Origin of the sequence: Olsenella profusa DSM 13989, from assembly GCF_030811115.1 — a bacterium.
Taxonomy (GTDB): domain Bacteria; phylum Actinomycetota; class Coriobacteriia; order Coriobacteriales; family Atopobiaceae; genus Olsenella_F; species Olsenella_F profusa.
Map to the genome: position 1 here is coordinate 1402970 of NZ_JAUSQK010000001.1, position 26347 is coordinate 1429316.

The window sequence follows — 26347 nt, forward strand, 5'->3', positions numbered from 1 at the left end:
AGGGGGAGATGTGGCAACGAGTGGACAGATCGCCGTTGCGCCAGAGCGCATAGACAATGCCGTGGGACGGCTCCGAGCGCTCGCCGACGAGGCGGCGGGGGTGCGTCCCTCCCTCACCTTCGAGGCGTCGAGCGGTGGGGGAGCGGATGCGCTCATGGCTTTGGGCCAGGAGATGGATGCCTATGCGCAGGCGCTCTCGGCAGCCATCGGCAGGACGGCGGACTTCCTCGCGTCCGCGCGCGACGAGTTCGTCACGACGGACGAAGAGCTTGGTCGTCAGATGGGGGGCGAGTGAGGTGGCGCGCCGCGCGGCCGCGCTCGCCCTGGCCGCGGCGCTCGCCCTCCCGGGGTGCCCCGGGGGAGGTTGCGCGCTGCCCGGGGGGTGCCGGGGGGCCGGCGGCTACGAGAGGGGGGCGGACATGGGCACCCAGGAGGTGAGCCAGCGCGACGTGGAGGTGGCGCGCCGGCTGGGCGCCCCCGACTACGTGATCGGCGCGCTCGAGCGGGGCGAGTGGCCCTCCCACAACTCGATGTCGTACGTCCGCAGCGCCGAGGCCGCCGAGGACTACCTCGCCCTGCGCTACGCCCTGCGCTTCGAGGCGACCAGGGTGATCGTGGACAAGTCCCTGTTCGTGCCGGGGCAGAGCTACGCCACGTGCCGGGCGGCCGAGGGCCCCTTCGAGGGCGAGGACGTGAAGGTCTCCTGGTGGCCCGGCAGGTCGGGGGACAAGGGCTGGGAGGACGACTACCTCTACGTGTCCCTGCACGGGGAGTGGGAGGCGCGCGTGCGCTCCCTCGCCGAGCCCCTGACGGAGGGCCAGCCGGAGGGGACGATGGTGTGCAAGGCCCTGATGTACGACACGCCAACCGCCCCAACCGTGCGGGGCACCACGCTGGACGAGGTGCGGGCGGACGTCGACGGGTTTGTGAGCATCTACATCTCCGAGAACTCTTCGCTGACCGAGGAGGAGCTCTCCGAGCTCCACGACAGGCTCGTGGACGTTCTGCGGCCGACGGGCATGAGAATTAAGGTCATCACGCGCAAGGTCGCTGACCCCCTGGGCGGCCGGCCCTTCACGGAGGATTTTGCTTATCACGGAAAGAACTTCACGTGGGTACGTGAGACCTATGTGAACAATGTCGGGGCGCTCGAGGGAGGCGAGTGAGGTGGCGCGCCGCGCGGCCGCGCTCGCCCTGGCCGCGGCGCTCGCCCTCCCGGCGTGCCCCGGGGGAGGCTGCGCGCTGCCCGGGGGGTGCCGGGGGGCCGGCGGCTACGAGAGGGGGGCGGACATGGGCACCCAGGAGGTGAGCCAGCGCGACGTGGAGGTGGCGCGCCGGCTGGGCGCCCCCGACTACGTGATCGGCGCGCTCGAGCGGGGCGAGTGGCCCTCCCACAACTCGATGTCGTACGTCCGCAGCGCCGAGGCCGCCGAGGACTACCTCGCCCTGCGCTACGCCCTGCGCTTCGAGGCGACCAGTGTGCTCGTGGACAAGTCCCTGTTCGTGCCGGGGCAGAGCTACGCCACGTGCCGGGCGGCCGAGGGCCCCTTCGAGGGCGAGGACGTGAAGGTCTCCTGGTGGCCCGGCAGGTCGGGGGACAAGGGCTGGGAGGACGACTACCTCTACGTGTCCCTGCACGGGGAGTGGGAGGCGCGCGTGCGCTCCCTCGCCGAGCCCCTGACGGAGGGCCAGCCGGAGGGGACGATGGTGTGCAGTGTGGGAATGCACGACAACATGATCCCCTCCGATGTGCGGGGCACCACGCTGGACGAGGTGCGGGCGGACGTCGACGGGTTTGTGAGTGTCTTCATTTCGGCGGACTCCCCCCTTACCGAGAAGGAGCTCTCCGAGCTCCACGACAGGCTCGTGACGAGTCTACGCTCCTTAGGAATGAGAATGGATGTTTTTACGTGCAAGGTCACTGACCCCCTGGACGGCCGGCCCTTCACGGAGGATTTCGTTAGCAACAACAAAGGGCGCACATGGGAGAGAACGTCTTATGTGAAGCCAGGGGGTGAGTGAGGTGGCACTTGGCCCTAACGAGCTCGCCCAGCTGAACATGCTTATATACCAGCCAGGATTTAACCAAGCGTATAATAGTTTACGGAAAGACTCTCCTGAGAGTACTCCTACGCTTGGGCAAGTCCTTGATGCGATGGCACAGAATGCTGGTCAAGGCGACCAGCACGACGAATGGACGAGCGACGAGCAGTACCGCAACCTCATCGAGTGCCTGCGCAATGGCGGGGCCGCCAACATGACGGTAGCCGATGTGACGCAGCCCGGCACTGAGGTGGGAGGCGCCCGGCAGACGAGCCGCCACATGACGCTCACGGACGAGGACGGCAACATGTACGTCGTCTTCCAGGGGACGGACGGCGGCAAGGGAGAGTGGGCGGACAACTTCTATGGCCTCACCGAGTCGGACACAGAGAGCCAGGAGGCGGCCGCTGCCTATGTGGCCGAGATGCTGAGGCGGCATAACCCTACGGGAAAGGTCGTCGTGAGCGGTCACTCCAAGGGCGGAAACTCCGCCATGTACGTGGCCATCGTCAACCCGCGTGTCGATGATGCCTACTCCTTCGATGGGCAGGGGTTCGGCCCCGGCTTCCTGGGGGAGCATGCGGAGGACATCGCCCGCAACAGGCACAAGATCCACGCCTACAACTACTGCGGCGACTTCATCAGCGCCCTGCTCTATGTCATTGCGGGCGACGTCCACTTCGTCTTTGGCGCCAGCCCGCCCGATAGGATCGACAGCATCTGGGATATCATCACGAAGCTGCATGGCTTCGCCTCGAGCCATGCCCCCTCGCGCCTCTTCTCGGATGACAAGTGCTTCACCATGCGCGATGGGGCCTGGCCAACGAAGTACTGGCGCGCCATCAACCAGCTTACCATCTGGATTGCCAATAACGTGCCGAGGGGGATGCAGCATAAGCTCGTCGAGTTCCTGGGGCAGCTCATGGCACCGAATGCAGATGCGGCCGCCCTCATGGCGCAGAACCCGCGTCTCATGGGTGCGCTGGCCTGCGTGCTCGCAAGCTGTCCGGCGACGGCGGAGGCCCTGGCAGACGCGGGTCCGCTTGCCGACCTCATTGCGAAGTTCGTGAAGGGGGTGATTGACGCCGCGCAGTTTGCGCAGATGCTGGGAGATCTCCTCGGTGTCGAGATCACCCCTGAGTGGGTCGATGAGTTTCTCGAGGGATACGAGGGCATGCAGAAGGACGTCCAGGATGGTGTCCGTGCCGCGGAGGCGTCGGAGATCAAGCAGGTGGACATACGCGACTGGTCGGATGAGCGCATGGAGGAGCTGCTCGCCATCGTCGCGGAGGTGGACGCGGAGCCATGGTGGGACTTCTCGCGGTGGGATGTCTGGTATCGCATCGAGGATCTTACGGGACACCTCAACATCGACGAGTACCGCGATGACATGGAGACCTACATGCGCAAGCAGATGGACATGAACGGCGTGTCTGCCGAACGCATACGTCAGGCATTTGCTGCCGCACAGGCGCATGACGGCGAGTACGCCCGCGTGGTGTCAGACATGACGCCCGCCGTGCAGGGTGCGGCCAAGCGTCTGGGAGACATCCTCAAGGGATAGACACGGTCCTGCCGCCCACGCATGCCGCCCATCGCTCATGTCGCTCGTTTGAAGACAGGCGTCCGTCCTTGTCTGGCGTGTCTGCCTTCGTATATCATTCGTTTGTTTCTACCACGTTCAGAAGGAGACGTGCATGTCCGGACACTCTAAGTGGGCCACTACCAAGCACAAGAAGGCCGCCATCGACGCCAAGCGCTCCGCGCTCTTCTCCAAGCATTCGCGTAACATCACCGTTGCCGCGCGCAACGGTGGCGACCCCAACCCGGACAACAACGCCTCCCTCGCCGCCGCCGTGGCGCGTGCTCGCATGGTCTCCATGCCCAATGCCAAGATCCAGGCCGCCATCGACAAGGCCTTTGGCACCGGGGCGGATGCCGTCGTGTACAAGGAGGTCACCTACGAGGGCTACGGCCCCGCGGGTGTGGCCCTCTATGTGGAGTGTCTGACGGACAACCTCAACCGCACCGCGGCCGACGTGCGCTCCGCCTTCACGCATGCGGGTGGCAACCTGGGCACCACCGGCTCCGTCGCGTTCCAGTTCGAGCGCAGGGGTTCCATCGCCGTGGAGAAGGTCATCAAGAGCGACGACAAGAAGGTCCCCGACAAGGAGAATGCCGCCGACGAGGACGAGTTCATGATGGCCGTCGCCGAGGCCGGGGGCGAGGACTACGAGGATGCGGGCGACCAGTGGATCGTCTACACCGCCTATGACAGGATGCAGGACGTCCAGAAGGCCCTTGAGGTGCAGGGCATCGACGTCAAGGGCTCCGAGCTCACCATGGTGCCCACCACACCGACCGAGCTGGGGCTTGCTGACGCCAAGAAGGTCCAGCGCCTCATCGACCGCCTCGAGGAGCTCGATGACGTCCAGAACGTTTACAGCACCATGAGCGTCTCCGATGAGGTGGCCGCCCAGCTCGACGAGGAGTAGGCTCTTTACCTGCGCCTGTGCGCATCTGGCAACCAGTTGCGGCGACCTACGGGTCGCCGCACTCGTATGGGGTGCCGCGCGCCCCGCCCATGCACGTCTCAGCCGAAAGGTGACCATCACCCATGAGCAGAAGACCGGACATGACCCAGGCAGAGGCCGAGAAGGTCCTCGACCTTCCCGAGCGCTATGGCACAGACGAGCTGCGTCAGGCCTTCAAGGCGCTCGCACAGGAGTACCATCCCGACAACGCGGCCCGAAACGGCATCTCACAGCAGTTTGCCCAGCAGCGCATGATCGAGGTCAATCGTGCCTACGCCACGCTCAAGCGTCTCTTTGACGCCAATCCCTCCCAGACGATTCATCGTGACCTGGTGAGTGGGGCCGCCCACAACAGGGGTGTGGGCGTGCACGTCGCGCCCTCCGGGGACCGTTCCGTGGAGACGCAGCTGGATGACTCGCTGTTTTGGGACGAGAACGGCAACCCCCGTAGCGCCGTCATGGAGAACGAGGCCAATGTCGCTGTCGACGCGCCCGGCCACGGCCTGCGCCGCACGCTGCTGGGGCCCGCGCTGCTGCGGCTCGTGTTCATCACCCTCCTCGGTCTGGTGTGGTGGCGCACGTTTCCGCTGCTGCCCGACAACCGCGCCAACTTTGACATGAGCCCCACGGCTCCGCTCTCCAGCTTGGTAGAGGTGCTGGTGGCAGCGGTCTATCCCAGCTACTTCCTGCTCTACGAGATCTTTGCCGGGGGCTTCTCCGGTGCCGTGCGCGAGATCGTCAACGGCATCGTCTCCAACGTCACGCGCGTGCATGTGGAGGTGCGCCGCAAGGGCAGCTATCGCTCGTCGCTCTCGGGGTTCGTGCGCAACCAGGTGTATGGCCTGCTGGAGCTTCCGTTGGCGGCACTGTCTGCGGTGCGCGGCATGGATGTCGCGGGGACGAGCCAGATCGTCCGCTTCGTCGCCGCTGGCGTGTTGGTCGTGGATGCGCTTCTGGGCTTCTTTGGCACGGGCATCGTGGTGAGTGCGGCGCGCTGGCTCTCCGATCTCATCGAGAAGCACTACGTGACCATGCGTATGGACATGCTCAAGCGCTGCGGCCAATGGGCTAGCGCCCGGCACGGCCGCTAGCCGCGGTGTCCGAGGCCCATGAGCTCGATGCATGCAGGACCCGTCCCATCTTCTGGGGACGTGTGCCTTGTTGCCACCCACCTGCGCTATCCTATACGATGACGGGGATGGAAGGAGTCGCATGGGCATCTTCAAGCGCATATGCATGCTGATCTTCAGCCTGGCAGGGCTCGTGTCGCTGACATGCCTCTCGCTGCCGTGGGTTGGTCCTTGGACGCTCACGATGACGCGCATGCTCCGCGAGTACTGGTACTATGCCACGCTCGAGGTTCTGGTGGTCATCACGGGTGTCGGCCTGCTCGTCTGCCTGCTGGTGGCCCTCCTCACGCGCAATCGCAAGGTCGTGGTGGTGGGCAGGGCCGGGGCCGACGAGATCGCAATCACCCGGGATGCCATCGCAAGCCAGGCCACGCACGTCATCGAGGAGGACGGTACGCTGCGCGCCCGCCGTGTGGCCGTGCGTGCCAAGAGGTATGGCCATGTGTGCGTGTCCTGTCGCGTGCAGCCGCTCCGTACCATCGATACCGTCACCGAGGGCGTTGCCCTGCACGATCGCATCGTGGAGGGCCTTAGGACCGTCTGCGGCGACAACGTGGACAGGGTGGGGATCGAGTTCGTTAACGCCAACGAATACGCCGCCCTCGATTCCCTCGACGAGCAGGCCTCGCACGCCGAGGCGGACGAGGCGGCAGCGCCCGCAGAGGCTCCTGCGGCTCCCACACCGGCAGCGCCCGTCGCGAGCGGCCAGGCCCCGGCGCAGCCAGACACGTCAGAGATCACGCTGCACCTCTCGCAGGGCTCAGATGGTGGGTACGGTATGGACGCTCATGCTCGAGGAGGGGAATAGCCATGGCGGACGACAACCCCACGACGGAGGTGGACACTCGCTCGGATGCGACGTCGCATGACGTGCCGGCCGAGGGGTCCCCGCGCACCTTCTCCGACACCATGCGTAGTGCCTCCCGGTGGTTCAAGGCCACGTTTCCTGGTCGTCAGCACAGCGTCATGGGCGGCATCTGCGGGCTCGTGGTGGCGCTGCTCATCTTTGGCATCGGCTTCTGGCGCACGCTGTTCATCGTGATCTGCGTCGCCATCGGGGTCGCCATCGGCCAGTTCTTCGATGGCAACCCGCGCGTGGTGCGTGCCGTGCGCAAGGTCTTCTCGGACAATCGCTAACACCCTGGGAGGCATATCGTGTCCGACACAACTTCCACTCCCGTTCCCGTGCCCGAGGGCGCCACGTCTGCCCCCGTGCAGGACGTCTCGCTGTCCACCTCGGATGACAACGACCTCGTCACCATGCACGCGGAGGCGTCTGGCGACGAGGGCGCGGAGGATCTCAGCTCCGAGGACTCCCTTACCTTCTCCAATGGCGTCATCGAGAAGATCGTGGCCATCGCCATGCGCGACGTCCCGGGGGTCATCGGCATGAAGGGCAGCTGGCTCAACCGCGTGCAGGATGCCTTTGGTGCGAGCGATTCGCGCAAGGGCGTCACGGTGGAGGTCACGTCCGACTCCTCCGTTCGCGTGAACGTCAGCGTGCTCATCACGTATGGTTCCTATGCGCCCCAGGTCTTCGAGGATGTCAAGAAGGCCGTGGTCAAGGAGGTCACGGGGATGACGGGCCTCTCGGTTGCCGGTGTCAACCTCCGCATCGAGGACGTGCTCACGCCCGAGGAATACGCGGCCGAGAGCGGTGCTGTGGCCGACGAGGACGCGACCGATTCCCCAGAGGCCGAGGCATAGATGGGCATTCGCTCGGGCATCGCCATCGGTGCCGGTCGTCTTGTCCACTGGGGCCTGTCCCATGTCGTGCACAGGAGTGCGTCGCAGCTGCCGGGGCGCGTCGCCCTCTCGATCGACCCCATGCTCATGCGCGAGCTGGCACACAAGCTCACCTGGGGTTCCGTGGTCACGTGTGGCACCAATGGCAAGACGACCACCAACAACATCATCGCCAGCACGCTGGAGCATGCCGGCAGGAAGGTGCTCTGCAACCGTGTGGGTGCCAACATGGCGCCAGGTGTGGTGTCGGCGCTCCTCTCCGGCCGCTCTGCGGATGTGGGCGTCATCGAGGCGGACGAGCTCTCGACCATCAACATCCTGCCGAGCCTGCAGCCTCACTATCTGGTGCTGCTCAACCTCTTTCGTGACCAGCTCGATCGTGCCGGTGAGATCGATCGCGTGCAGGACGTGATCGTGCGCGCCCTTGCCGCCTCACCCGCCACAGCGCTCGTGGTCAACGGGGACGACCCGCTGTCCGTATGGGTCGCGCGTCGTGCGCATGAGGAGGGCACGAAGGTGCTGGCCTTTGGGGTGGCGGAGCCGCTCGATGTGGTGCCCGACCGCGTGCCCGAGGCGCGTTTCTGCCCCAGCTGCGGGGCGGAGCTCTCCTATGGGTACCGCAGCTATGCCCAGCTGGGCGCCTTCTCGTGCCCCCGGTGCGACTTCGCCCGCCCCGACCTCGCCTTCACGGCGACCGCCGTGAAGGTTGGCCGTGAGGGCGTGCGCTTTGTGGCAACGGCGCTCGACGGCGCCTCCGCCACGGTATCCGCCTCGTTCGGCGGCACCTACATGGTCTACAACCTGCTTGCGTCCTTTGCGGCGGCCACGCTCTGTGGTGCCGGTGCAGGCGACCTCAACGAGACGCTCAAGACCTACCACCCCAAGAACGGCCGCCTGCAGCACTTTGACGTGGATGGGCGCGAGGTCGTGCTCAACCTGGCCAAGAACCCGGCCGGCCTCAACCAGAACATCGGTCTCTTGGAGCAGGACACGCGCAGGAAGGTCGTGCTCGTGCTCGTCAACGACAACGCCAACGATGGCACGGACGTCTCGTGGATCTGGGACGTGGACTTCGAGCGCTTCCGCGATGAGGACGACCTGCGCCTCTATGCGGGGGGCACCCGTGCCAATGACGTGCAAGTGCGCCTCAAGTACGCCGGGTTGCCCTCGGAGGTGGTGGGTAGCGTGGAGGAGGCTGTCCGCAGGGCGGACTCGCTCCCCAAGGAGCGCCCGCTCTATGTGCTGGCCAACTACTCGGCGCTGTTTCCCGCGCGGGCCGAGCTGGAGAGGCTGGGGGAGCGCCATGGCTGACGGTGTGCATACGGTGCGCATCGCGCACCTCTTCCCGGAGCTGCTCAACCTCTACGGGGACTCTGGCAACATCCTGGTGCTCAAGAGCCGCCTGGCCTGGCGCCACCTGGGCTGCGAGGTACGCGAGGTGCACGTGGGGGAGCGTCCGAGCTTCTCGGACGTCGACCTTGTCTTTGTGGGCGGTGGAACCGATTGCGAGCAGCGCATCGTGTGCGAGAGCCTGCTCGAGGAGCGCGAGGAGCTGGCGGCCTTCGTGGAGGACGGTGGCGTGCTCGCCGCCGTCTGTGGCGGCTACCAACTGCTCGGGGACTACTATCTCATGGGTGACGAGCGCGTGCAGGGGCTTGCGCTCGTCGATCTCTACACCGATCGCGACGAGCCACGCCTCATCGGCAACGTGGCCGTGAGGAGTCGCATCAGCCCACAGCCCATCGTGGGGTACGAGAACCATGGTGGCCGCACGCATCTGGGGCGGGACGTGGAGCCTCTGGGCACGGTGCTCTACGGAAGCGGTAACGACGGTGAGAGTGGCTATGAGGGCTGCCTCTACAAGAACGTGGTGGGCACCTATGTGCATGGGCCACTCCTGCCCAAGAATCCCGGTGTCGCCGATTATCTGTTGTCACGTGCCCTAAAGCGCAGGTATGGTGAGGGTGATCTCGAGCCGTTGGATGACTCTGCGGAGCATGCGGCCAACAAGGTCATGTTTGACAGGATGATGGCCGGTACCGTGCCTTCTCGCTAGGGTGCGGTCTGCTGAAGGGAGTCTGAGTCTCATGAAGAAGATCATCGTCTACGGCGGCCTCAACATGGACCTTTCGATGGAGTGCGACCGCCTGCCCGTGCCAGGTGAAAGCCTGAGGGGCAGCAACTTTGTGGCAACGCCCGGCGGCAAGGGCGGCAACGAGGCCGTGGCCGCCGCGCGCATGGGTGCCGAGACCTTCATGGTGGGCAAGGTGGGCAACGACCACTACGGTCGCAAGCTCACGTCCGAGCTCGTGGAGCATGGCGTCTCCGTCAACAACGTGAGCGTGACGGCGCGTGACGAGACGGGCGTGTCGCTCGTGCTGCGCTGCGGCACCGAGCGCAGCGTAGTCACCGACCCCGGCGCCAACGCCAAGATGTCCTACGAGGAGGTTCGTGCGGCCATCCATGGCCTGGGGCAGCACAGCAACATCCTGCTCATGTCCCTGGGTGGGGGCATCGACGTTGCCATGCAGTCGCTTGCCTGCGCCAAGCGCAACGATCTGTTCGTCATCCTGCGCGCGTCGGTGGTGGAGGGCATGAAGCTGCCCGACGAGGCGTATGCGGGGCTCGACCTCCTGGTGATCAACCGCACGGACTGTCGCATCCTCAGTGGCCTCGCGCCGACGGACGATGGCGCCTGCGCCAGGGCGCTTGAGTTCTTTGCAGGCAGGGGCGTCAGGCAGTGCGTCATCACGCTCAAGGGCGGTGGCTCCGTGACGCTCGTGGATGGTGAGATGGTGCGCGTTCCCGGCAGGAAGGTCGAGGTCGTCGACCCCTCCTGCGCTGGCGACACGTATGCGGGCACCCTGGCGACATGCCTGGCCGATGACATGCCGCTCAAGGAGAGCATGGAGTTTGCCACGGCAGCGGCGGCGCTTGCCATCACCAAGGTGGGGGCCCAGGAGTCCATCCCCAGCTGGAAGCAGGCGCAGGACTTCCTCAAGGCGGCACAGGAGTAGGGGTGAGGCATCCCTCTCTGCCCTGTCGCTGGATGAAGGACGCTCGTCAGCCAGCAGCTGCTCGTGAACAGTTCTTATGGCTTGAGGCAGCTGGAAGCAAGGGCTTGGGAAGGCCGTCCGCATATGCGGACGGCTCCTCTTGGTGTGTCGGGCATGGCACACACCTAACGGGTGAAAGTCCCGAGTGCGCCTGGCAACGGGACGCGCATAGCCAGTGACAAGGATGCCCGTCGTGAGGCAAAACCTGAAGGAATCCCAAGGCATAACTTCGGCCCGGGAATCATGAACCGTATGAGGCGGATGTAGCGGACAAGGTCACCGAACGGGCTGAAGCCCGATGGCTGCACAGAAGCTGCGGACGTAGATGCGGCGGGTACGCGAGGCGAAAGATGTTGGTTTTACCCCGGGAGGCCTCACGGACGGGAAAAGGACGCAGAGGAGTCAGTCGTCTCAAGAAGGAGCAGTGGCGACAAGGTCGCCTGCAGCAACGGTGAGCTGTGAGGCGCCAGCGGAGGCCATAGTACCTAGAGCGCCAACGGGGAGGGGACAAACCTAGGTGGAGAGAGTCGCTGAGTAGGACAGTGTGCGCGGAGTAGCGAACTCGACGAGGTACAGGTGAACGGGTGGGTGGGCTACTTTCGGCTTGCGGACATGCGCAAGGTGCCACGCACGCTCGACGGGTGGCTGCAGCGTAAAATTTGCTATGTGTAGTGGAAATGCTGGAAGCGTATTCGCACGAAGCTACATATCTGTCACAACACTCAACGGCGCAAGTTCGCAGAGCTGGGTTGGGCTTTCCCCTACAATCGTCACCTGCAAATGCGTTAAGCCTAGGAACTGCATGTACCGAACGGTACACACGGTGGTGTGGGAGGATGGCGCATCGAATAACGGCGCGCCTCCCACCGATTGTTCTCGAGGGAACGAAATGGCCCCAAGTGCGTGCCGACATCGAGGCGCAGGGCGGACTCATCGAGGAATCGAGAGCCATTTGACGCCTTTACGAATCTCAATCCTGGGCTTTTGTCATCCGTGGGCGCCGTCGACGCACCGTAAGCACACGCTCGAGCGCGCACTTGGGGCCATTTCGTTCCATTGCCACCACCACGTGGCTACAACAGCGTCACGATATTTGAAGAAACGCGTCCACATCGAAGCTTCTTTTCCCATAAGCGATGCTTTTATGGAGTGGTATTACAAAAAGATACGAAGTAATACCATAGGGGCAACGAGGCATAAACGAGTACACACGAACCACTGGGGGCTGCATGAAGGAAAAGATGACCCCGATTGTCGCCAAGGTCATGCCCCAGGAGAAAGAGCTGTTCTTTGAGGCAACCGAGCGCATCGGAACCACCCCATCCAACGCCATTCGGATGTTTATCGCAGCGTTTAACAGGGTTGGCACCTTTCCCTTTGAGTTGGGGGTGCCAGCAGGGAGAAGCGTGGGGAAGCACGATGCGACATAAGTGGTTGATGCTCCGACTGGCAAGGATCGTGTATCGTATGGTGCCGTGTCCTCTGACCATGCGCTTTCGAGCGGCTCAGACGAGTGCGTGCATACGGCACATGTGGATGTGAGGTCTGGGCACGATTTCCCTGTGCCACAGGTTGATGTTGCGCCTCCCTATGACATCGTCTATAGTAGCTACCGCCGCTTGCTCGTGAGCGGCAGACATGTTCGGGCGTTTAGCTCAGGGGGAGAGCGCTTCCCTGACACGGAAGAGGTCAGAAGTTCAAATCTTCTAACGCCCACCATGAACTCGCAGGCCAGAGGTTATGTTCTCTGGCCTGTTCTTGTTTAGCGCACTAAAGGGGCCACCAAATAGGACATCAAAGCCAAGGGTTCCTACATGCTCAGCGAACGGACAAGGGTGGTTATTCGCACGTTAAGTGACCGGTGCACCAGCAGTGAGTGCGCCGGTCGAATCATGTGGGAGCCCGCGAGCCACGCGATTGCGACCACCCCGCCCCAAGGCTTCCTGCCCATCACCGAATCGGCGTGCGCGCCACCGCCCATGCAGCGGCGCCACTCGTCCGTGGGGCATCGCGAGCAGAGTATCGTCGACGAGCTGTCGTGGCGCCCCTCGGTGAGCTCGAGCAGGAAGTGCATCTGCTCGGTGGTGGGCCTGTCGACGAGGAGCTCGTCCAGCATGAGCGCCTTGTGGGCCGCGTACTCGTTCAGCACCTCCCCCTCGGATCACCCCGCAGACATCCTCTCCGTCCGGTAGACAAGCATGTCGGGCATGCGCACGTAGAGGGTCTTGAGCCCGCGCTTGCAGGCCCGCTTCCCCAGCGCACGGGCAAGGTGGCCCTTGCCTGTGCCGGTGAGTCCCTCGGCTATCACGTAGGTGGCGGAGGCGACGAGCTGGCAGGTGGCGAGTTCGGTGACCGGCGTGTGGTCGAGCGGCCTGCCGTCGTAGCCGATGTTCGCGACGTCGGCCTGAGGCAGCCGGAGGCGGGCGTCGCGCAGCAGCCTCGCCGCGCGCGCATCCTCCATCTCCTGGTATGCGTGGTCGACGACCGTGCGCAGGCGGTCGTCGAGGGGCAGGGCCGCGAGGGACGCGTCGGACTCGAGCATCTCCACCGCCTCGACCTTCGAGGGCACCCTGGGCTCGCGCAGCTCCCTCCTGGTCTCGGGGTCGAGCATCGCTCGTCATCTCCCCCGTAGCAGCCGGCGCCGCGGATGTGGCCCTGCGCCCCCATCTGCACGTCGGCGAAGACGCGCGACGCCACGGCGTGCGTGTTCGGCCCGACCTCCCCGGCCCAGCAAAGCATCCTGGCGTCGTCCCGCTCGGCCCGCTCGGCGTGCGCGAACTCGGGCGGCATGTGGGCGGGGTCGGTGCGGCAGGGCCACCGCTCGCATGGCCTGAGCCTGGCGTGTGTGGCGACGCGTCCGCTGGCGACCCACGCCTCCACGGCGGAGTCGCCCACCCTGAGGTTCGCCCTCTGACCAACGCACACGTGGGGAACAGGGTGTGGTCGCACCCAAATGGTGACATGGAGGTCGGGAGCCACCTCGCGTCCATAGACCCACTCGCGCGCCTGCGGGCATGATCGCCGTCATGTAGTGGGCGCCCAGGGCTTCCTAGGTCTCGCTGAGGACCACCTCACCGCCCTTGGGGCGAGAGACCGCGCCGGTCTTGAGATTGTCGCAGAGGTCCTGGCCGCCACGCCGCCGAAGAGGTCCCAGGCGTGCGCGTGGCACATGAACCAGGCGCCCTGCCTCATGCCCAGCGTAGCCTCGACGTGGCCGTGCTGCGGGTAAGGTAGGGTCGCCACGAACAGGCGACACTTGGTGGCCTCGCTCCCCTCGCTGGTGGGCCACATGGGTGTGCCGTCCCAGCCGACCTCCATGACCTGAACGGGCTTGCGCTCCAGGTGGTTTGTGACGCCCCCGGCCGCGACGAAGGCCTTGTAGCCCCTGCGGAGCGTGCTGTGGCTCTTGGTCACCAAGCCGTCGCGGATCGCCCCGTCGCGGTGCTCCTCCGGGAGATGTGCTTGGCGGAGAGCGTATCTCCCTCCCGGCCATGCCCCTTGCCGGTAGTTCCAGAGCCGGCTTGGCTCCTATCCCCTTCGCCATCCGCATCACCTCCCCTCGTCATCCGAACGGTGAATGGGACAAGCCTAGGAAGTGGCCTCATTGGCGGGACCGCTCGCACGCGGCGCATGGTCACATGATCGCGATTTGGTGGTCGCATGCCTGTAATTGGTGCCGTTTACGGTGCAAATAATCAATCAATCGTCAGGTGGCCGAACTAGGCTGATTGGGGACTGGAGCCGGGTCGTTCCCGGGCGTGTCAGAATGTGAGCTTTGAAAACGGGACCCGCCCAACCTTACTGGGTGATGCGGGTCCCATGCTGACCGTAGCTGCGGCGTGAGGCGGGGAGTGCCCTACAGGTATACGTCTGCCTCCTCGCGATCAAACTTGTGTAGAAGCTCGTGACAGGGCCTGCAGGCCGCGCAGTCGCAGAACTTGGCGCCGGCGTTCTTGCGCTCCTGCGAGTGGGCAACCATCTTTGCGGCACCCTCCTCGCCAAAGGCCTTCTTGCCCATGTCGGACCCGGCGAGGGCAATGAGATCATCGATGGTGGTCTGGTGCTCGCTTATGGCGTCGAGCAGTGTGTTGGTTGCGGCATCTGCGTCCGCGCCACCTGCGATGGCGTCCTTCCAAGCCTGCGCGGCCGCCTTGGTGTCAGCCGAGGCCGGGGGCGCGGCGAGCATCTCTTCGACCTTGGCCGCAACGTAGTCCAGGAGTTCCTTGTCCATGGGATTCCTTCCTCCTAAAGGGACAGTTGTGACGTGACTGCAGGAAATCCTACCCAAGTCGCGTGCCTTTAAGCGGGGGTTTCGGCCAGGACGCTCAGCCCGGCAGCGCAATGATCCCAGCGCAGAACGACACCTGAACAAACGAGAGATTGGGGAACGTCTCGCGCAGCTCGTCGACGACGAAGTTCTCCTCGCTGTCCCATCTGTCACTGACGGTTTCCCGGCATTCAATCAGCTTGGTGCGGGTCCTAAACATTACGTCGCCAATCAGGACCTTCCCGCCCTCGCCTAGACGGTCGCGGAGGTCGCAGAGAAAGGCTGGCTTCTGCCCATCGGTTAGGTGGTGCAGGGAGTACGTTGCCACGATGTGGTCGTACTGCCGGCCAAGCAGGGGCTCCACCAGACCCTGCGTAAAATCTCCCTGGTACAGGTGGGCACCCGGCATCCTCTTGGAGGCAAGCTCGATCATCTTCGGCGAGAAGTCCTAGCCGTAGACCGTGCGTTATGGTCCAGAACCCCAAGTCCCCACGGCACGAGAGGAGCCTGCACGATGAGCGACGCGCTGCCGGGCGATGCGCCCGGCTTCCTGGAAGCGTCCCTACTATATGACTCTTTCTTTCTGACCAGGCTGTCTCACAGGTGGGGAGCTCTGCCGTGCAACCTGCGCTTGTGTGGTATCTTGCCCAGGAGATCGCATCCCCGGCCGCAATGGATCTTGCCGGCCTTCTGCTAGAAGCCTTGCTCTCGCCTGTGGCGGAAATCGCTGCGGATCGGCACAACAGGAAGCCAGGAAGCGCATCTGCATCGCGTCAGACCTTGCGGCGGGTCCTCTTGGCGTCCCAGATCGTACTCATGCTCGATGCCCATGGGGCTCGTACTCGTCCACGAGGCGGATGGATCCTACCTGCTCGAAGACGTGGAGTTGGACGCCTCAAAGGTGGGCGAGGTCCTTATTCGCAACGTGACATTTGGCAAGTCAAATGACCTTAAACACAGAATATATGACCGTTCCCAGCAAATAATATGCCATTCACAGATTAATTTAGACTAAACAAAAAAATAACCTGTGAAACACAGATATTTGCTTGTATAAATATGACAGGCAAGGACTTAGAAGCTGCGACTCGTCACCAAGTCACTCAAGTTGAATCCGGTGTTGTCAGCATTCTGTCGGGTGATGGTCGTATCAGGGATGAATTACGGATCGTTGGAGGGGAAGCATGAAAGCATTGACTAGGTACTGCAGCGACAAAGGTGAGTTTGGAGGCTATCACTACATCGATATGCCCGTTCCGGAGTGTGGATCCGATGACGTCATCATCCGCCTGAAGGCCGCCGCAATCTGTGGAGCCGACATGAAGCACTGGTATGCGGACCTCGATGGCAAGAACACCTCCGACCAGCTCAATTCCATCCGTGGCCATGAGTTTGCCGGCGTGATCGTAAAGGTCGGCGAGAACGTGACCGATTGGGAGATAGGTCAGCGCGTCGTGTCCGACAATGCCGGCAAGGCCTGCGGCACGTGCCCTGCCTGCGAGCGCGGCGACTTCATGCTCTGCGAGCACAAGACCGGCCTCGGCCTTGACAACAACTACAAGGCGTTCGGCGGCACGGGCGGCTTCGCCAAGTACGCAAAGATCCCGGGGGGCATCCTGAAGCTTCATCCCCATGCCATCTGGGAGATACCAGATGGCATGAAGTACGAGGAGGCAGCTGTCCTCGACCCAATCGCGAACTCCTATAAGGCAATCGCCCAGCAGTCGAGCTTCCTGCCTGGCCAGGACGTCGTTGTCATCGGCACTGGCCCACTGGGTCTTTTTGCTGTCCAGATCGCCCGTGTCATGGGCGCCATCAACATCGTTATGGTCGGTCTCCAGGACGATGTCAAGACCAGGTTCCCCATCGCCCGCGAGGTCGGTGCCACCCACTGCGTGAACGGTTCCACCGAGGATGTCGTCAAGCGTTGCCTCGAGATCTGCGGTCGTGACAACCTCGGTCTTGTCGTCGAGTGCTCCGGCGCCAGCATCGCGCTCAAGCAGTCTCTTGAGATGCTGCGTCCGAACGGCGAGGTCGTCCGTGTTGGCATGGGCTTCAAGCCGCTCGAGTTCTCCATCAACAACATCACCGAGTGGAACAAGAGCATCATCGGCCACCAGGCCTACGACTCCACCTCCTGGCGCGAGTGCATTCGTCTCCTTGTCTCTGGCGCCATCAAGGTCCAGCCAATGATCACCCATCGCCTTGGTCTTTCCCAGTGGAAGGACGGCTTCGCTGCAATGGCAGACAAGTCTGCCGTCAAGTGCATCTTCCATTACGACGAGCCGGACAGGGACGAGAAGGCATACGGCGAGGCCAACTACCCCGACGACTATGACTTCGAGTAGAAGGCTGCGTGCATGCGCACGTCCAGAAAGGATGACTCATGTCTGGCAAGCTCCTGCTAGCGCCTTCGATGGGGTGCTGCGACCTGTTCGATTTTGCCCATCAGGCAACCTACATCGATGGGCGCGCCGATTTCCTTCATATCGATATCAAGGACGGGAACTACGTGAGGACGTACGGCATCGGTCCCGATTTCATGGCAGCGCTCGCTTCCCGTGTGCACACCCCCATGGATGCCCATCTCATGGTCAGGCACCCGCAGTGGATTGTCGAGGACTGCGTCAAGGCGGGTGCATCCTATATCACGCCGCATACCGACTGCATCGAGAGCGATGCCTTCGTCACCTTCAACAGGATCCTCTCTCTGGGATGCAAGGCAGGGGTTGCGCTCAATCCGGCGACCCCGCTGGAGGCGATCCGCTACTACCTGCCCCTGCTTTCGAAGGTGACCATCATGATTGTCGATGCAGGATATGCGGGCCAGGACGTCATCGTGCAGGTCTATGACAAGATCCGCACGCTTCGGAGGTGGCGGGAAGAGAAGCACCTGGACTTCCTCATTGAGGCTGACGGATCGATGAACAAGGACGTCTACCGGCCACTGTATGAGTCGGGGGCCGATGTCGTGGTGCTCGGTGCCCCTGCCCTCTGGAACAAGGATCCCGACATCGAAATGGCATGGGACATCATGCAGTCGGAAGTCAGCGCTGCGCTGTCGGGCGCAGTCAGATTGTAGTGCGCGTCAGCGCAATCGGAGAGGAAGCAAACATGGCAAACACCAAGAGCGCCAATATCGGCGCCAGGCTCGATCGGCTGCCCGATTCCAGGTGGCATGTGAAGATGTGGCTCGTCACTGCCTTTGCCCTGCTGGTCTGCTGGTCCAACGGCATCAGCGGAGCCGTCCAGAACATCCTGCTCAACGAGATCCACTGGCTTGAGCCCGGTACCACCCTGCTTGCCCTCTGGGGCACGACCTACACGATAGGACAGCTCCTCGGGGCCCTCGTTGGTGGCCCCATCGGTGATAGGATTGGTCGTAAGAGGTCAATCATCCTGTACGAGTGCATTCACATTGCCGTCATGATAGGCGCGGCGCTTGCGCCCAATGTCTATGCGCTCTACTTCTTCAGGCTCTGCCAGGGGTTCGGCCTCGGCGCGCTGCTCGTGGTCCTCTTCGCGGGCTTCACCGAGTATGTGCCCGGCCGCAATCGAGGCACTTGGTCCAGCCGGACTTCCTTCATCGGTAACTGGGCGCACCCGATCTGCAACCTCATCGCGCTTCTCCTCATGGGCTCAGGAATGGCGATGAGCATGAACTGGCGCGTCGAGTTCATGATTCCCTCCGTACTCTCCATCATCGCGACCCTCATGGTGTGGAGGAAGTTCCCCGAGTCTCCACGCTGGCTTGAGACGCAGGGCCGCGTCGATGAGGCCGATGCCATTGTCACGAGGATCGAGCAGGAGATTGAGGAGTCTACGGGAAAGCTGCTGCCCCCCGTCACCGAGGAGCCTGCACCTGTAAGGCGTCTGCCGTACTCCGCCCTGTTCCATGGTGAGCTGCTCCGTCGCTCCATCGTTGGCTCCCTCGTGCTCATTGGTATGAACACCATCCAGTACACCCTCATGACCTGGATGCCATCACTTCTGAACGGTCTCGGATACAACACGTCCCAGTCCCAGTTCATGACCGTGTTTGGGCTCTTCGGTGCACCTTTTGGCATCTTCGTTGCCTCCCTCGTCATGGACAGGGTCGCGCGCAAGAGGATGGGCGTCTTACTTCTCATAGGCATGGCGTTCTTTGGCCTACTCATCGGCTTCCTGACGTCTCAGAACCTTGTTGGCATGAACGGCCTCATCGCCCTGACCTTCATCATGAACACGATCATCTACATGTATGTCTGCTACGCGTCTGCCGTCTATGTCCCCGAGATGTGGCCTACGTCCGCGAAGCTTTCTGGCTCCGGCTTCTGCAACGCGATGGGCCGTCTGAGCAACGTCTTCTTCCCGTTCCTCGTGACCGCGCTCGCAGCACAGAGTTCCAGCAATGTGTTCATGCTCTTGGCCGTCGTCGCCGTCGGCATTGCCGTCACCGTCACCTTCTTCGGCGTCGAGACCCGCGGCGAATCCGTCGAGGCCATCGGCGATGTGTAGGGTGCTTGCACCTTTCATCTGGCGTTGTGCATACCCTCTCGTGGCTACCGGCAACCCACTCGGTGATGGCAACCAACTGTCCCCCAGCTACCAGGGAGCTAAGCTGCAGCGGCTCAAGGCTCCATACGGCAAAGGAAGCGAAGAACATGAGGAACTCCAAGGCGATTCTCGTCACGCCCAAGCACTTCGAGATCAAGGAGGCTCCGGTGCCCGAGCCGGGTCCCAGGGAGGTGCTGATCAAGGTGAGCTATGTCGGCATGTGCGGGTCCGACATCCACGGCTTCGAGTTTGGCCCCTTCATCCCGCCCAAGGATCCCACGCAAGAGATCGGTCTTGGCCACGAGGTGTCCGGCGAGGTCGTGAAGGTTGGCAGCGAGGTCACGAAGCTCAAGCCGGGTGATCACGTCCTGGTCGAGCCGGGCGTACCCGAAGGCTCGTGCGAGTACTGCCGCACCGGCCGGTATAATATCTGCCCCGACGTTGACTTCATGGCGACACAGCCAAACTACCGTGGTGCGCTCTGCCAGTACATGACACACCCGGAAGCCTGGGTCTATCCCGTGCCCGAGAGTATGGACATGGTCGAGGCCGCCCTCGTCGAACCCGCAGCCGTCGGCATGCATGCCGCGATCCTCGGTGGCGCCTCCCTGGGTAGCCATATCGTGATCCTGGGATGTGGCACCATCGGCCTCATGACGCTTCAGGCCTGCCGCAGCCTTGGCGCCACGGACATCACCGTCGTCGACGTCATCCCCTCCAAGCTCGAGCTCGCACGGAAGCTCGGTGCCAAGGAGACCATCAATGGCAAGGAGGTCGACACGGTCGCCTACCTCCGCTCCCCGGAGAGGTTTGGCGACCACGGCGTGGACCTCGTCTTCGAGTGCGGCGGCTCTGGCTTCCTGGCGCAGCAGGCTGTCCAGATGGTGGCGCGTGGCGGAAGGATCATGATGGTCGGTACCCAGAGCAAACCGGTGCCCATCGACTTCCTCAAGATCAACCGCGAGGTCACCATCCAAACCTCCTTCCGCTACTGCAACGACTATCCGCGCACCATCGAGGCCATCGTGAGTGGCACGTTCAATGTCAGGGACATGGTCACGAACATCTATGACTACCGTGACGTGCAGCGGGCCTTCACGGATGCCATCGACCCTGAGAAGAAGGTCGATATGGTCAAGGGTGTCGTGAAGGTCGCGGGCACCCCTGGCTGCGAGTAGAGGCCCTCTTCACGGGGCTGCGGGACGGATGCGGCAGGGTCCCTTTTCCCGTATCAGTCCCGCAGTCCCATCGGATGGACATCCTTGTCCCATCGAACCACGCCAGCAATCTGTCTTGACGGATCAAGAACGAAAGGAAGCACAGCATGCTCGCAAACATCGAGTATTGGGAGAACAAGGCAAAGGAAGGCCAGTTTGCAATCCCGCATTTCAACGTCTGGAACGCCGAGATGCTCATGGGCGTCATCGACGCAGCTGAGGAGGACAATGCACCGGTCATCATCTCCTTCGGCACCGGCTTCGTGGGCAACACCTCCTTCGAGGACTTCTGCTGGATGATGGTGTCGATGGCAAAGAATGCCAAGGTTCCCGTCATCACGCACTGGGATCACGGTCGCAGCTTGGAGATCATCCAGAATGCCTACACCCACGGCATGAACTCCGTGATGCGTGATGCCTCCGCCCTGCCGTTTGGGGAGAACATGAAGGAGATCAAGGCTGCCGTCGACTACTTCCATCCCTTGGGCGTGCCGGTCGAGGCCGAGCTTGGCCATGTCGGTAACGAGACGGTGTATGAGGAGGCACTCGCTGCCTACGCCTATACCGACCCATCCTTGGCAGCAGAGTTTGTCGAGCGTACCAGCTGTGACTCCCTTGCCGTTGCGATTGGCAACGTCCATGGGCACTACTCGGCGACACCAAAGCTCAACTTCGAGGTGGTCGAGAGGTGCCGCGACGCCGTGAGCGTGCCTCTGGTCCTTCACGGTGCATCGGGCATTGGCGACGAGGACATCAAGACCGCCATCTCTCTTGGCATCGCAAAGATCAACATCCATACCGAACTCTGCGATGCTGCCATGGCCGCCATCCAAAGGGGCACCGACAAGTCCTTCCTCGAGCTCGAGCGCTCCGTGCGTCAGGCTGTGAGGGAGCGTGCGCTCTACAAGATCGAGCTCTTCGGCGATGCCGACAAGGCCGATCTGAGGTAGTGGATCATGACAGCCAGTTCACATCAGGCACAGATGACAATGCAGATCGTCGCCCCTCCCCTCGACGTGGTCTGCATCGGTGCGGCCATCGTCGACGTTCCCCTGCGGCCGGTCAGCAAGGACATCTTCGACCACGAGTCCTATCCGCTCGATCGAATTGGCATGACCATCGGCGGCGATGCGATCAACGAGTCGACCATCATCAGCAGGCTCGGACACAGGGTCGGCCTCATGAGCATGGTCGGGCAGGATATCATGGGAAACTTCATCTTGGATCACTGCCGCCGCGAGGGCATTGACACGGCAGGCGTCCGCCAGCGTGCAGGTGTCGACACATCGATCAATATCGGCCTTGTCACGGCAGATGGAGAGCGTACCTTCGTCACCAACCGCAATGGCAGCCTCTGGAAGATGTCGATTGACGACATGGACCTTTCCCTTGTGGGACGGGCCCGGGTTCTTTCGCTTGCAAGCTTCTTTAACAACCCACGTCTTGACAACGCGGCGCTTGTCAAGATCTTTCAGGTGGCGAGGGCTGCGGGAATGACGATTGCGGCGGATATGATCAAGCCGCGCCTGGGCGAGACGTTCGACGATATTGCCGAAGCGCTCTCCTATGTTGACTACTTCTTCCCCAACTGCGACGAGGCACGCCTCATGACAGGAGAGGAGGACATCGAGCGCGTTGCCGACAGGATCCTGGCATACGGCGTGAGGCATGTCGTAATCAAGATCGGCAAGTCGGGCGTCTTCATAAAGGCTCACAGGGGCACCGCAATGACCGTCCCCGCCATGAAGGGCATCACGGCTCTCGATACGATCGGTGCGGGCGACAACTTCGCCTCGGGCTTCATCGCAGGCCTTCTTGAGGGGAAGCCCTTGACCGCGTGCGGAGCATATGGAAACGTCGCCGCGTCCCTGGCAATCACAAGCATCGGCGCCACGACCGGTGTGAAGAGCAGGGAGTCCTTCGAGCGCCAGCTCGAAGCGTACCGACGTCAGCAGGCATAGAAGCCAATCGATGAGTCTCACCGCCCCCTCTTGGCGTGTCGGGAGGATTGCACCATCGGACGAGACAGCATGTCTCAGGAAGGAATACGCCATGCGCTACATGGAATTGGGCAGCTCCGGCATCCAGATATCGAAGATGGGCCTTGGCACATGGGCCATCGGTGGAGGCCCTGCCTGGAGCGGCGGCCCTGACGAGGATCGTGCCGTCGACACCATCGTCACGGCCGTCGAATCCGGCATCAACATGGTCGATACGGCCCCAGGCTACAACTTCGGCAACAGCGAGCGCATGGTCGGCAAGGCGCTTGCCAAGCTTGACCGTTCCCAGGTGGTCCTGGTCACAAAGTGCGGCGTCGTATGGAACCGCACGGGTGCGGTCTGGAACAAGGTGGGCGACCGCCAGCTCTACAAGAACCTGACGCCCGCCTCGATCCGTCTCGAGGTCGAGGAGTCGCTTGAGCGCCTCGGTACCGACTACATTGATCTCTATATGACGCACTGGCCCTCTGTCGAGCCGTTCTATACACCAATCAGCGAGACGGCGGCAGAGCTCAACAAGCTCAAGGAGGAGGGCAGGATTCGCGCCATCGGTGCCGCCAACGTCAGCATTTCCCAGATCAAGGAGTATCTGGGCTGCTGCGAGCTCGATCTGGTGCAGGGCAAGTACAGCGTCCTCGATCGCGCCGTCGAGGACGAGCTCATCCCACTCTGTAGGGAGCACAGGATTACGATGCAGGCCTACTCGCCGCTCGAGCAAGGCCTTCTTACGGGCACCGTCTCGAAGGACTACCGGCCCGAGCCGGGCAATGCCCGCGTCAACAAGAAGTGGTGGCAGCCAGGCAACATGGAGCGCGTCATCGACATGCTCGATGCCTGGAGGCCCCTGTCCGAGAAGTACCGCTGCGGCATTCCGGCGCTCTGCCTGGCCTGGATCATGAACCAGGGCGATACCGTGAACCTGCTTACTGGGGCGACGTCTCCCGGCGAGGTGCGCATGAACGTGCCCGCAGCAGATATCGTCCTCTCTGACGAGGACAGGCAGCTGATGCGGAAGATGGCCGAGGGACTGGACGGATAGCGCCGCCCACATCGAGGCATGGGGGTCACGGAGCGTCCCTGTGCCGCTGTCGACTGAAGCTGGAGCTGAGGGGAGGCCGCTATGAGCGACAATGCGACCGGGACAAAGAAGGATGATGCGGGAAGTTCGATAGTGCGAAGGATTTTCATCGCCGTGATACTCGGCTTCATCGTAGGCATCGGTTGCCTGGCACTGCGCGTGCAACTGGGCGAGTCGAGCCAGGCATGGAGCATCCTGTACAGTCTGCTCTTTGTGGACGTCACATCTGCGGAAGGAACCACCGGAGTCGGCCTCTTCTACATCGCGGGTCAGCTCTTCATGCATGCGCTTCAGGTTGCTATCGTACCCCTGGTCCTGACCTCACTATCCCTTGCCATCTGTGGGCTGACCGATCCCAAGAGGCTCAGCAACATCGCTATGAAGACCATCATTACGTTCCTGTGCTTCTATGCGGTGACCGCGGTCCTTGCGGCGACGATTGCCTATTCCGTCAAGATGGCAGGCGGCTTTACCGTGACGCTCCCAAACGGGCAGGCAACCGAACTCACAACGCTCGACGCCTACAACCCGCTCGCCACCATCCTTGGCATCATCCCTCCGAACATGCTCTCTGCCTTCTCGTCGAACAACCAGATCCTTGCCGTCTGCTTCGTGGCAATCGTGCTCGGCATCTGCATGTCGCGCATGGGAGGCAAGGTGCAGCCGCTGAAGGATGTTCTCGAGAACGTCAACGACATCATCAACGCGTGCCTCACGTTCGTCATCAACCACTGCGCACCGTCTGCGATCTTCTGCATGATCGTGCGCGGGCTTGCGCTGTATGGCATCGAGTATGTTCGTCCGACGCTGGTATGGATGGCAACGACGATGTTGGGCTGCATCGGCCTTCTCTTCATCATCTATCCCGTCGGCATCGTCCTGGCCACACGCCTGAGCCCTCTGCCATTCATCAGGAAGACTGGAAAGATCGCCCTCTTCGGCGCTGCCACCCAGTCCTCCGCAGCGACCCTGCCGCTCAATATGAAGACCTGCATGGAGGAGTTGGGCTGTCCCGAGGAGGTCACGAGCTTCGTGATGCCGACAGGGATGACGGTGCACATGAACGGCACCTCTGCCATGCAGATCATCGCGGTCACCTTCATTGCGACCGCAGCGGGCGTCGACATCACACCTGGCATGCTGGTGGTGGCAGCCCTCATCTCCATCTCCTGCGCCTTTGGGACACCTCCTGTCCCTGCTGCCGGCACGACGCTCGTCTACGTGGTGATGTTGGGCCTCGGCCTTGACGCTCCGCCCTGCCTGACCTGCTACTCCCTGGTCCTGGCTATGAACTATCTGCCGGGCATGGCGGTGATGCCGATGAATGTGGTTGGCGATGCCGCCACAAACGTGATCGTGAGCTTCAGGGAGGGCGTGCTCGACAAGGAGATGTATATGGGCAGGACGAAGTAGCGGGAAAGTGGTGGCTGCATTTCTGATATCTCATGAACCGCATGGCAATCTGGGCAGCAGACGGAGCAATCCGGAGCTGCCCAGATGCTTGTGTCAAGGATGGAGGCGGCATAGGATAGGCAACAGCTGACCGGAGATCCGGATGATGGCCGTCAGCTGGGGTGGCTGTTACGCGAGCTCTCTCGACACTACCTTTTCGGACGGGTGCTTCCCTTATGCATTTGAGGTTGGGACATGAAAGCAGCAGAGCGACAGGAACAGATGAAACAGTACATCCAGGCTGCCGACCGCGTGACCGTGGCAGAGCTCAGTGGGCATTGGGGCATCACCGAGGAGACGGTTCGCCGTGATCTTGACAAGCTCGAGTCCCAAGGGTCAGTCACCAGGGTTCATGGCGGGGCGATCTGGAATGGCTTCGTCGATACGGGAGGCGAGCATTTCGTCAGACGCCACAAGATCAATGCAAGGGAAAAGGGCTATATCGCCCTCAAGGCTGCTGAGGTCATCCATCCCTGTGAGACAATCATCGCCGATGCGAGCTCTACAGTCTTAGAGGCCCTGAAGGCCGTCGGCGACGAGCGTCAGCTGACCGTGATCACCAACTCGTCGAAGATTTGTGATGGAAGCTTCGAGCCAGCCTACAACCTAATCTGCACAGGCGGAATCTACAATTGGAAGTCCCTCTCCTTCCAGGGAGAGTCCGCCCTGGAGAGCATCAGGAAGTATCGCGTCGATCTGGCCATCCTAGGCTGCAAGGCGCTTGACCTTGACCTTGGCGTGATGGACTCATACGAGAGCGAAGCGGTCGTGAAGCGCGTGATGGTGGAGCAGGCAGGCAAGGTTGCGATACTGGCCGATCATACGAAGTTCGACAAGGTGGCCCTCCTCAAGTTGATGGACTTGGGAGATATCTCCTACATCATTACCGATAGGGAGCCATCCAAGGAATGGGTGTCGCTCTGCAGGACAGCGGGCGTCGGCCTCCTGTACTGATGCCCACATGGCTAGTTCGAGCCAGCGGAGATGTTGGCCAGCTCGTCGGGATGCCCACTCTGTCTGAGTCGGTAGAGGAACGAACCGTCAACCTCCCCTCCTTCGGGCAAGGCACCCAGAAGTCACCCACCGCGCTGCCCGCGAGTTGCCGGAGAACAGCCCGTTGTGCATGTGGGCGCAGCTTACCCTAAGGCACGTCGGCGGGATAGAAGGGGGTGCCGCCCTTGTGTGCAACATTACCCATCCCTATTTCGACGAAGGGATCTCTCTGGGGTTCGGCAACCGCCGCCTATCGGTGTGAGGGCGCATGGGATGAGGACGGCAAGGCCTGAGT

General features: G+C 62.5%; 27 protein-coding genes, 1 tRNA gene and 1 pseudogene. 25 read left to right on the forward strand and 4 right to left on the reverse strand.

The annotated features are described in order from the left end of the window. The first annotated feature begins 10 nt into the window (after nt 1-10). The 15 genes from J2S71_RS06505 to J2S71_RS06570 all read left to right on the forward strand — a co-directional run bounded on the left by J2S71_RS06505 (nt 11) and on the right by J2S71_RS06570 (nt 12228). A complete protein-coding gene (locus tag J2S71_RS06505) occupies nt 11-295 on the forward strand; it encodes a hypothetical protein (RefSeq protein ID WP_021725603.1) in 285 nt (94 codons plus the stop codon). Further along, nucleotides 270-1166, forward strand: coding sequence for a hypothetical protein (locus J2S71_RS06510; RefSeq protein WP_307389917.1), 897 nt, complete (start codon nt 270-272; stop codon nt 1164-1166). Before J2S71_RS06505 ends, J2S71_RS06510 begins: the two co-directional genes overlap by 26 nt. Continuing rightward, nucleotides 1138-2022 carry a hypothetical protein gene (locus J2S71_RS06515; RefSeq protein ID WP_307389919.1) on the forward strand — a complete coding sequence of 295 codons (885 nt, stop codon included), beginning with the start codon at nt 1138-1140 and terminating at the stop codon, nt 2020-2022. The genes J2S71_RS06510 and J2S71_RS06515 overlap by 29 nt, the downstream gene beginning before the upstream one ends. 133 nt (nt 2023-2155) lie before the next feature. Continuing rightward, nucleotides 2156-3607: an Mbeg1-like protein gene (locus J2S71_RS06520; RefSeq protein ID WP_307389921.1), complete on the forward strand. Its 1452-nt coding sequence runs from the start codon at nt 2156-2158 to the stop codon at nt 3605-3607. Between the two features lie 133 nt (nt 3608-3740). After that, the gene (locus tag J2S71_RS06525) at nt 3741-4538 is read left to right on the forward strand and encodes a YebC/PmpR family DNA-binding transcriptional regulator (RefSeq protein ID WP_307389924.1); all 798 of its coding nucleotides are present in this window, start codon (nt 3741-3743) and stop codon (nt 4536-4538) included. A gap of 122 nt (nt 4539-4660) precedes the next feature. Then, nucleotides 4661-5668: a J domain-containing protein gene (locus J2S71_RS06530; protein WP_307389927.1), complete on the forward strand. Its 1008-nt coding sequence runs from the start codon at nt 4661-4663 to the stop codon at nt 5666-5668. A gap of 121 nt (nt 5669-5789) precedes the next feature. Then, nucleotides 5790-6515 (forward strand): alkaline shock response membrane anchor protein AmaP, encoded by a 726-nt coding sequence (gene amaP / locus J2S71_RS06535; RefSeq protein ID WP_021725572.1) that lies wholly within the window; start codon nt 5790-5792, stop codon nt 6513-6515. A 2-nt stretch (nt 6516-6517) separates the two neighbouring features. Continuing rightward, nucleotides 6518-6844, forward strand: coding sequence for a DUF2273 domain-containing protein (locus J2S71_RS06540; protein ID WP_307389930.1), 327 nt, complete (start codon nt 6518-6520; stop codon nt 6842-6844). A gap of 18 nt (nt 6845-6862) precedes the next feature. After that, nucleotides 6863-7414, forward strand: a complete 552-nt coding sequence (locus J2S71_RS06545; protein ID WP_370873210.1) for an Asp23/Gls24 family envelope stress response protein — start codon at nt 6863-6865, stop codon at nt 7412-7414. After that, nucleotides 7415-8764 (forward strand): MurT ligase domain-containing protein, encoded by a 1350-nt coding sequence (locus J2S71_RS06550; RefSeq protein ID WP_307389933.1) that lies wholly within the window; start codon nt 7415-7417, stop codon nt 8762-8764. Further along, nucleotides 8757-9509: a type 1 glutamine amidotransferase gene (locus tag J2S71_RS06555; protein ID WP_021725585.1), complete on the forward strand. Its 753-nt coding sequence runs from the start codon at nt 8757-8759 to the stop codon at nt 9507-9509. Before J2S71_RS06550 ends, J2S71_RS06555 begins: the two co-directional genes overlap by 8 nt. A 31-nt stretch (nt 9510-9540) precedes the next feature. Further along, nucleotides 9541-10470 carry a ribokinase gene (locus tag J2S71_RS06560; RefSeq protein ID WP_307389937.1) on the forward strand — a complete coding sequence of 310 codons (930 nt, stop codon included), beginning with the start codon at nt 9541-9543 and terminating at the stop codon, nt 10468-10470. A 627-nt stretch (nt 10471-11097) separates the two neighbouring features. Beyond that, on the forward strand, nt 11098-11181 hold the full coding sequence (locus tag J2S71_RS12300) for a hypothetical protein (RefSeq protein ID WP_370873233.1): 84 nt from the start codon (nt 11098-11100) through the stop codon (nt 11179-11181). A 557-nt stretch (nt 11182-11738) separates the two neighbouring features. Next, entirely contained in the window at nt 11739-11939 is a 201-nt protein-coding gene (locus tag J2S71_RS06565) for a type II toxin-antitoxin system RelB/DinJ family antitoxin (RefSeq protein WP_307389940.1), read from the forward strand. 214 nt (nt 11940-12153) lie between these two features. Then, a tRNA-Val gene (locus J2S71_RS06570) sits at nt 12154-12228 on the forward strand. A gap of 91 nt (nt 12229-12319) precedes the next feature. On the opposite strand, the gene J2S71_RS06575 is transcribed toward J2S71_RS06570, so the two are convergent. The 4 genes and pseudogenes from J2S71_RS06575 to J2S71_RS06590 form a co-directional block, all read right to left on the reverse strand. Then, a complete protein-coding gene (locus J2S71_RS06575) occupies nt 12320-12658 on the reverse strand; it encodes an ATP-binding protein (RefSeq protein ID WP_307389943.1) in 339 nt (112 codons plus the stop codon). A gap of 12 nt (nt 12659-12670) precedes the next feature. Then, nucleotides 12671-13120 carry an ATP-binding protein gene (locus J2S71_RS06580; protein WP_307389946.1) on the reverse strand — a complete coding sequence of 150 codons (450 nt, stop codon included), beginning with the start codon at nt 13118-13120 and terminating at the stop codon, nt 12671-12673. Between the two features lie 1245 nt (nt 13121-14365). Beyond that, nucleotides 14366-14740, reverse strand: coding sequence for a 3-hydroxyisobutyrate dehydrogenase (locus tag J2S71_RS06585; protein ID WP_307389950.1), 375 nt, complete (start codon nt 14738-14740; stop codon nt 14366-14368). Between the two features lie 94 nt (nt 14741-14834). Beyond that, nucleotides 14835-15212, reverse strand: a pseudogene (locus J2S71_RS06590) (class I SAM-dependent methyltransferase); the annotation flags it as partial. Between the two features lie 748 nt (nt 15213-15960). Here J2S71_RS06590 and J2S71_RS06595 point away from each other — a divergent pair. The 10 genes from J2S71_RS06595 to J2S71_RS06640 all read left to right on the forward strand — a co-directional run bounded on the left by J2S71_RS06595 (nt 15961) and on the right by J2S71_RS06640 (nt 26345). Beyond that, on the forward strand, nt 15961-17124 hold the full coding sequence (locus J2S71_RS06595) for a zinc-binding dehydrogenase (RefSeq protein WP_307389953.1): 1164 nt from the start codon (nt 15961-15963) through the stop codon (nt 17122-17124). Nucleotides 17125-17162: 38 nt separating this feature from the next. After that, on the forward strand, nt 17163-17858 hold the full coding sequence (locus tag J2S71_RS06600; RefSeq protein WP_307389956.1) for a beta/alpha barrel domain-containing protein: 696 nt from the start codon (nt 17163-17165) through the stop codon (nt 17856-17858). Nucleotides 17859-17890: 32 nt separating this feature from the next. Next, on the forward strand, nt 17891-19273 hold the full coding sequence (locus J2S71_RS06605; RefSeq protein ID WP_307389960.1) for an MFS transporter: 1383 nt from the start codon (nt 17891-17893) through the stop codon (nt 19271-19273). 146 nt (nt 19274-19419) lie between these two features. Beyond that, entirely contained in the window at nt 19420-20490 is a 1071-nt protein-coding gene (locus J2S71_RS06610; RefSeq protein ID WP_021725615.1) for an NAD(P)-dependent alcohol dehydrogenase, read from the forward strand. 146 nt (nt 20491-20636) lie between these two features. Further along, nucleotides 20637-21479: a ketose-bisphosphate aldolase gene (locus J2S71_RS06615; protein ID WP_021725622.1), complete on the forward strand. Its 843-nt coding sequence runs from the start codon at nt 20637-20639 to the stop codon at nt 21477-21479. A gap of 33 nt (nt 21480-21512) precedes the next feature. Continuing rightward, nucleotides 21513-22490, forward strand: a complete 978-nt coding sequence (locus J2S71_RS06620; protein WP_307389966.1) for a carbohydrate kinase family protein — start codon at nt 21513-21515, stop codon at nt 22488-22490. A 91-nt stretch (nt 22491-22581) separates the two neighbouring features. Continuing rightward, nucleotides 22582-23568 carry an aldo/keto reductase gene (locus J2S71_RS06625; RefSeq protein WP_307389968.1) on the forward strand — a complete coding sequence of 329 codons (987 nt, stop codon included), beginning with the start codon at nt 22582-22584 and terminating at the stop codon, nt 23566-23568. Nucleotides 23569-23649: 81 nt separating this feature from the next. Continuing rightward, complete coding sequence (locus tag J2S71_RS06630) at nt 23650-25020, forward strand: dicarboxylate/amino acid:cation symporter (protein WP_307389971.1); 1371 nt, start codon at nt 23650-23652, stop codon at nt 25018-25020. 234 nt (nt 25021-25254) lie between these two features. Then, on the forward strand, nt 25255-26013 hold the full coding sequence (locus tag J2S71_RS06635) for a DeoR/GlpR family DNA-binding transcription regulator (RefSeq protein WP_307389974.1): 759 nt from the start codon (nt 25255-25257) through the stop codon (nt 26011-26013). Nucleotides 26014-26228: 215 nt separating this feature from the next. Then, on the forward strand, nt 26229-26345 hold the full coding sequence (locus J2S71_RS06640; RefSeq protein WP_307389976.1) for a family 1 glycosylhydrolase: 117 nt from the start codon (nt 26229-26231) through the stop codon (nt 26343-26345). The last annotated feature ends 2 nt before the right edge of the window (nt 26346-26347 follow it).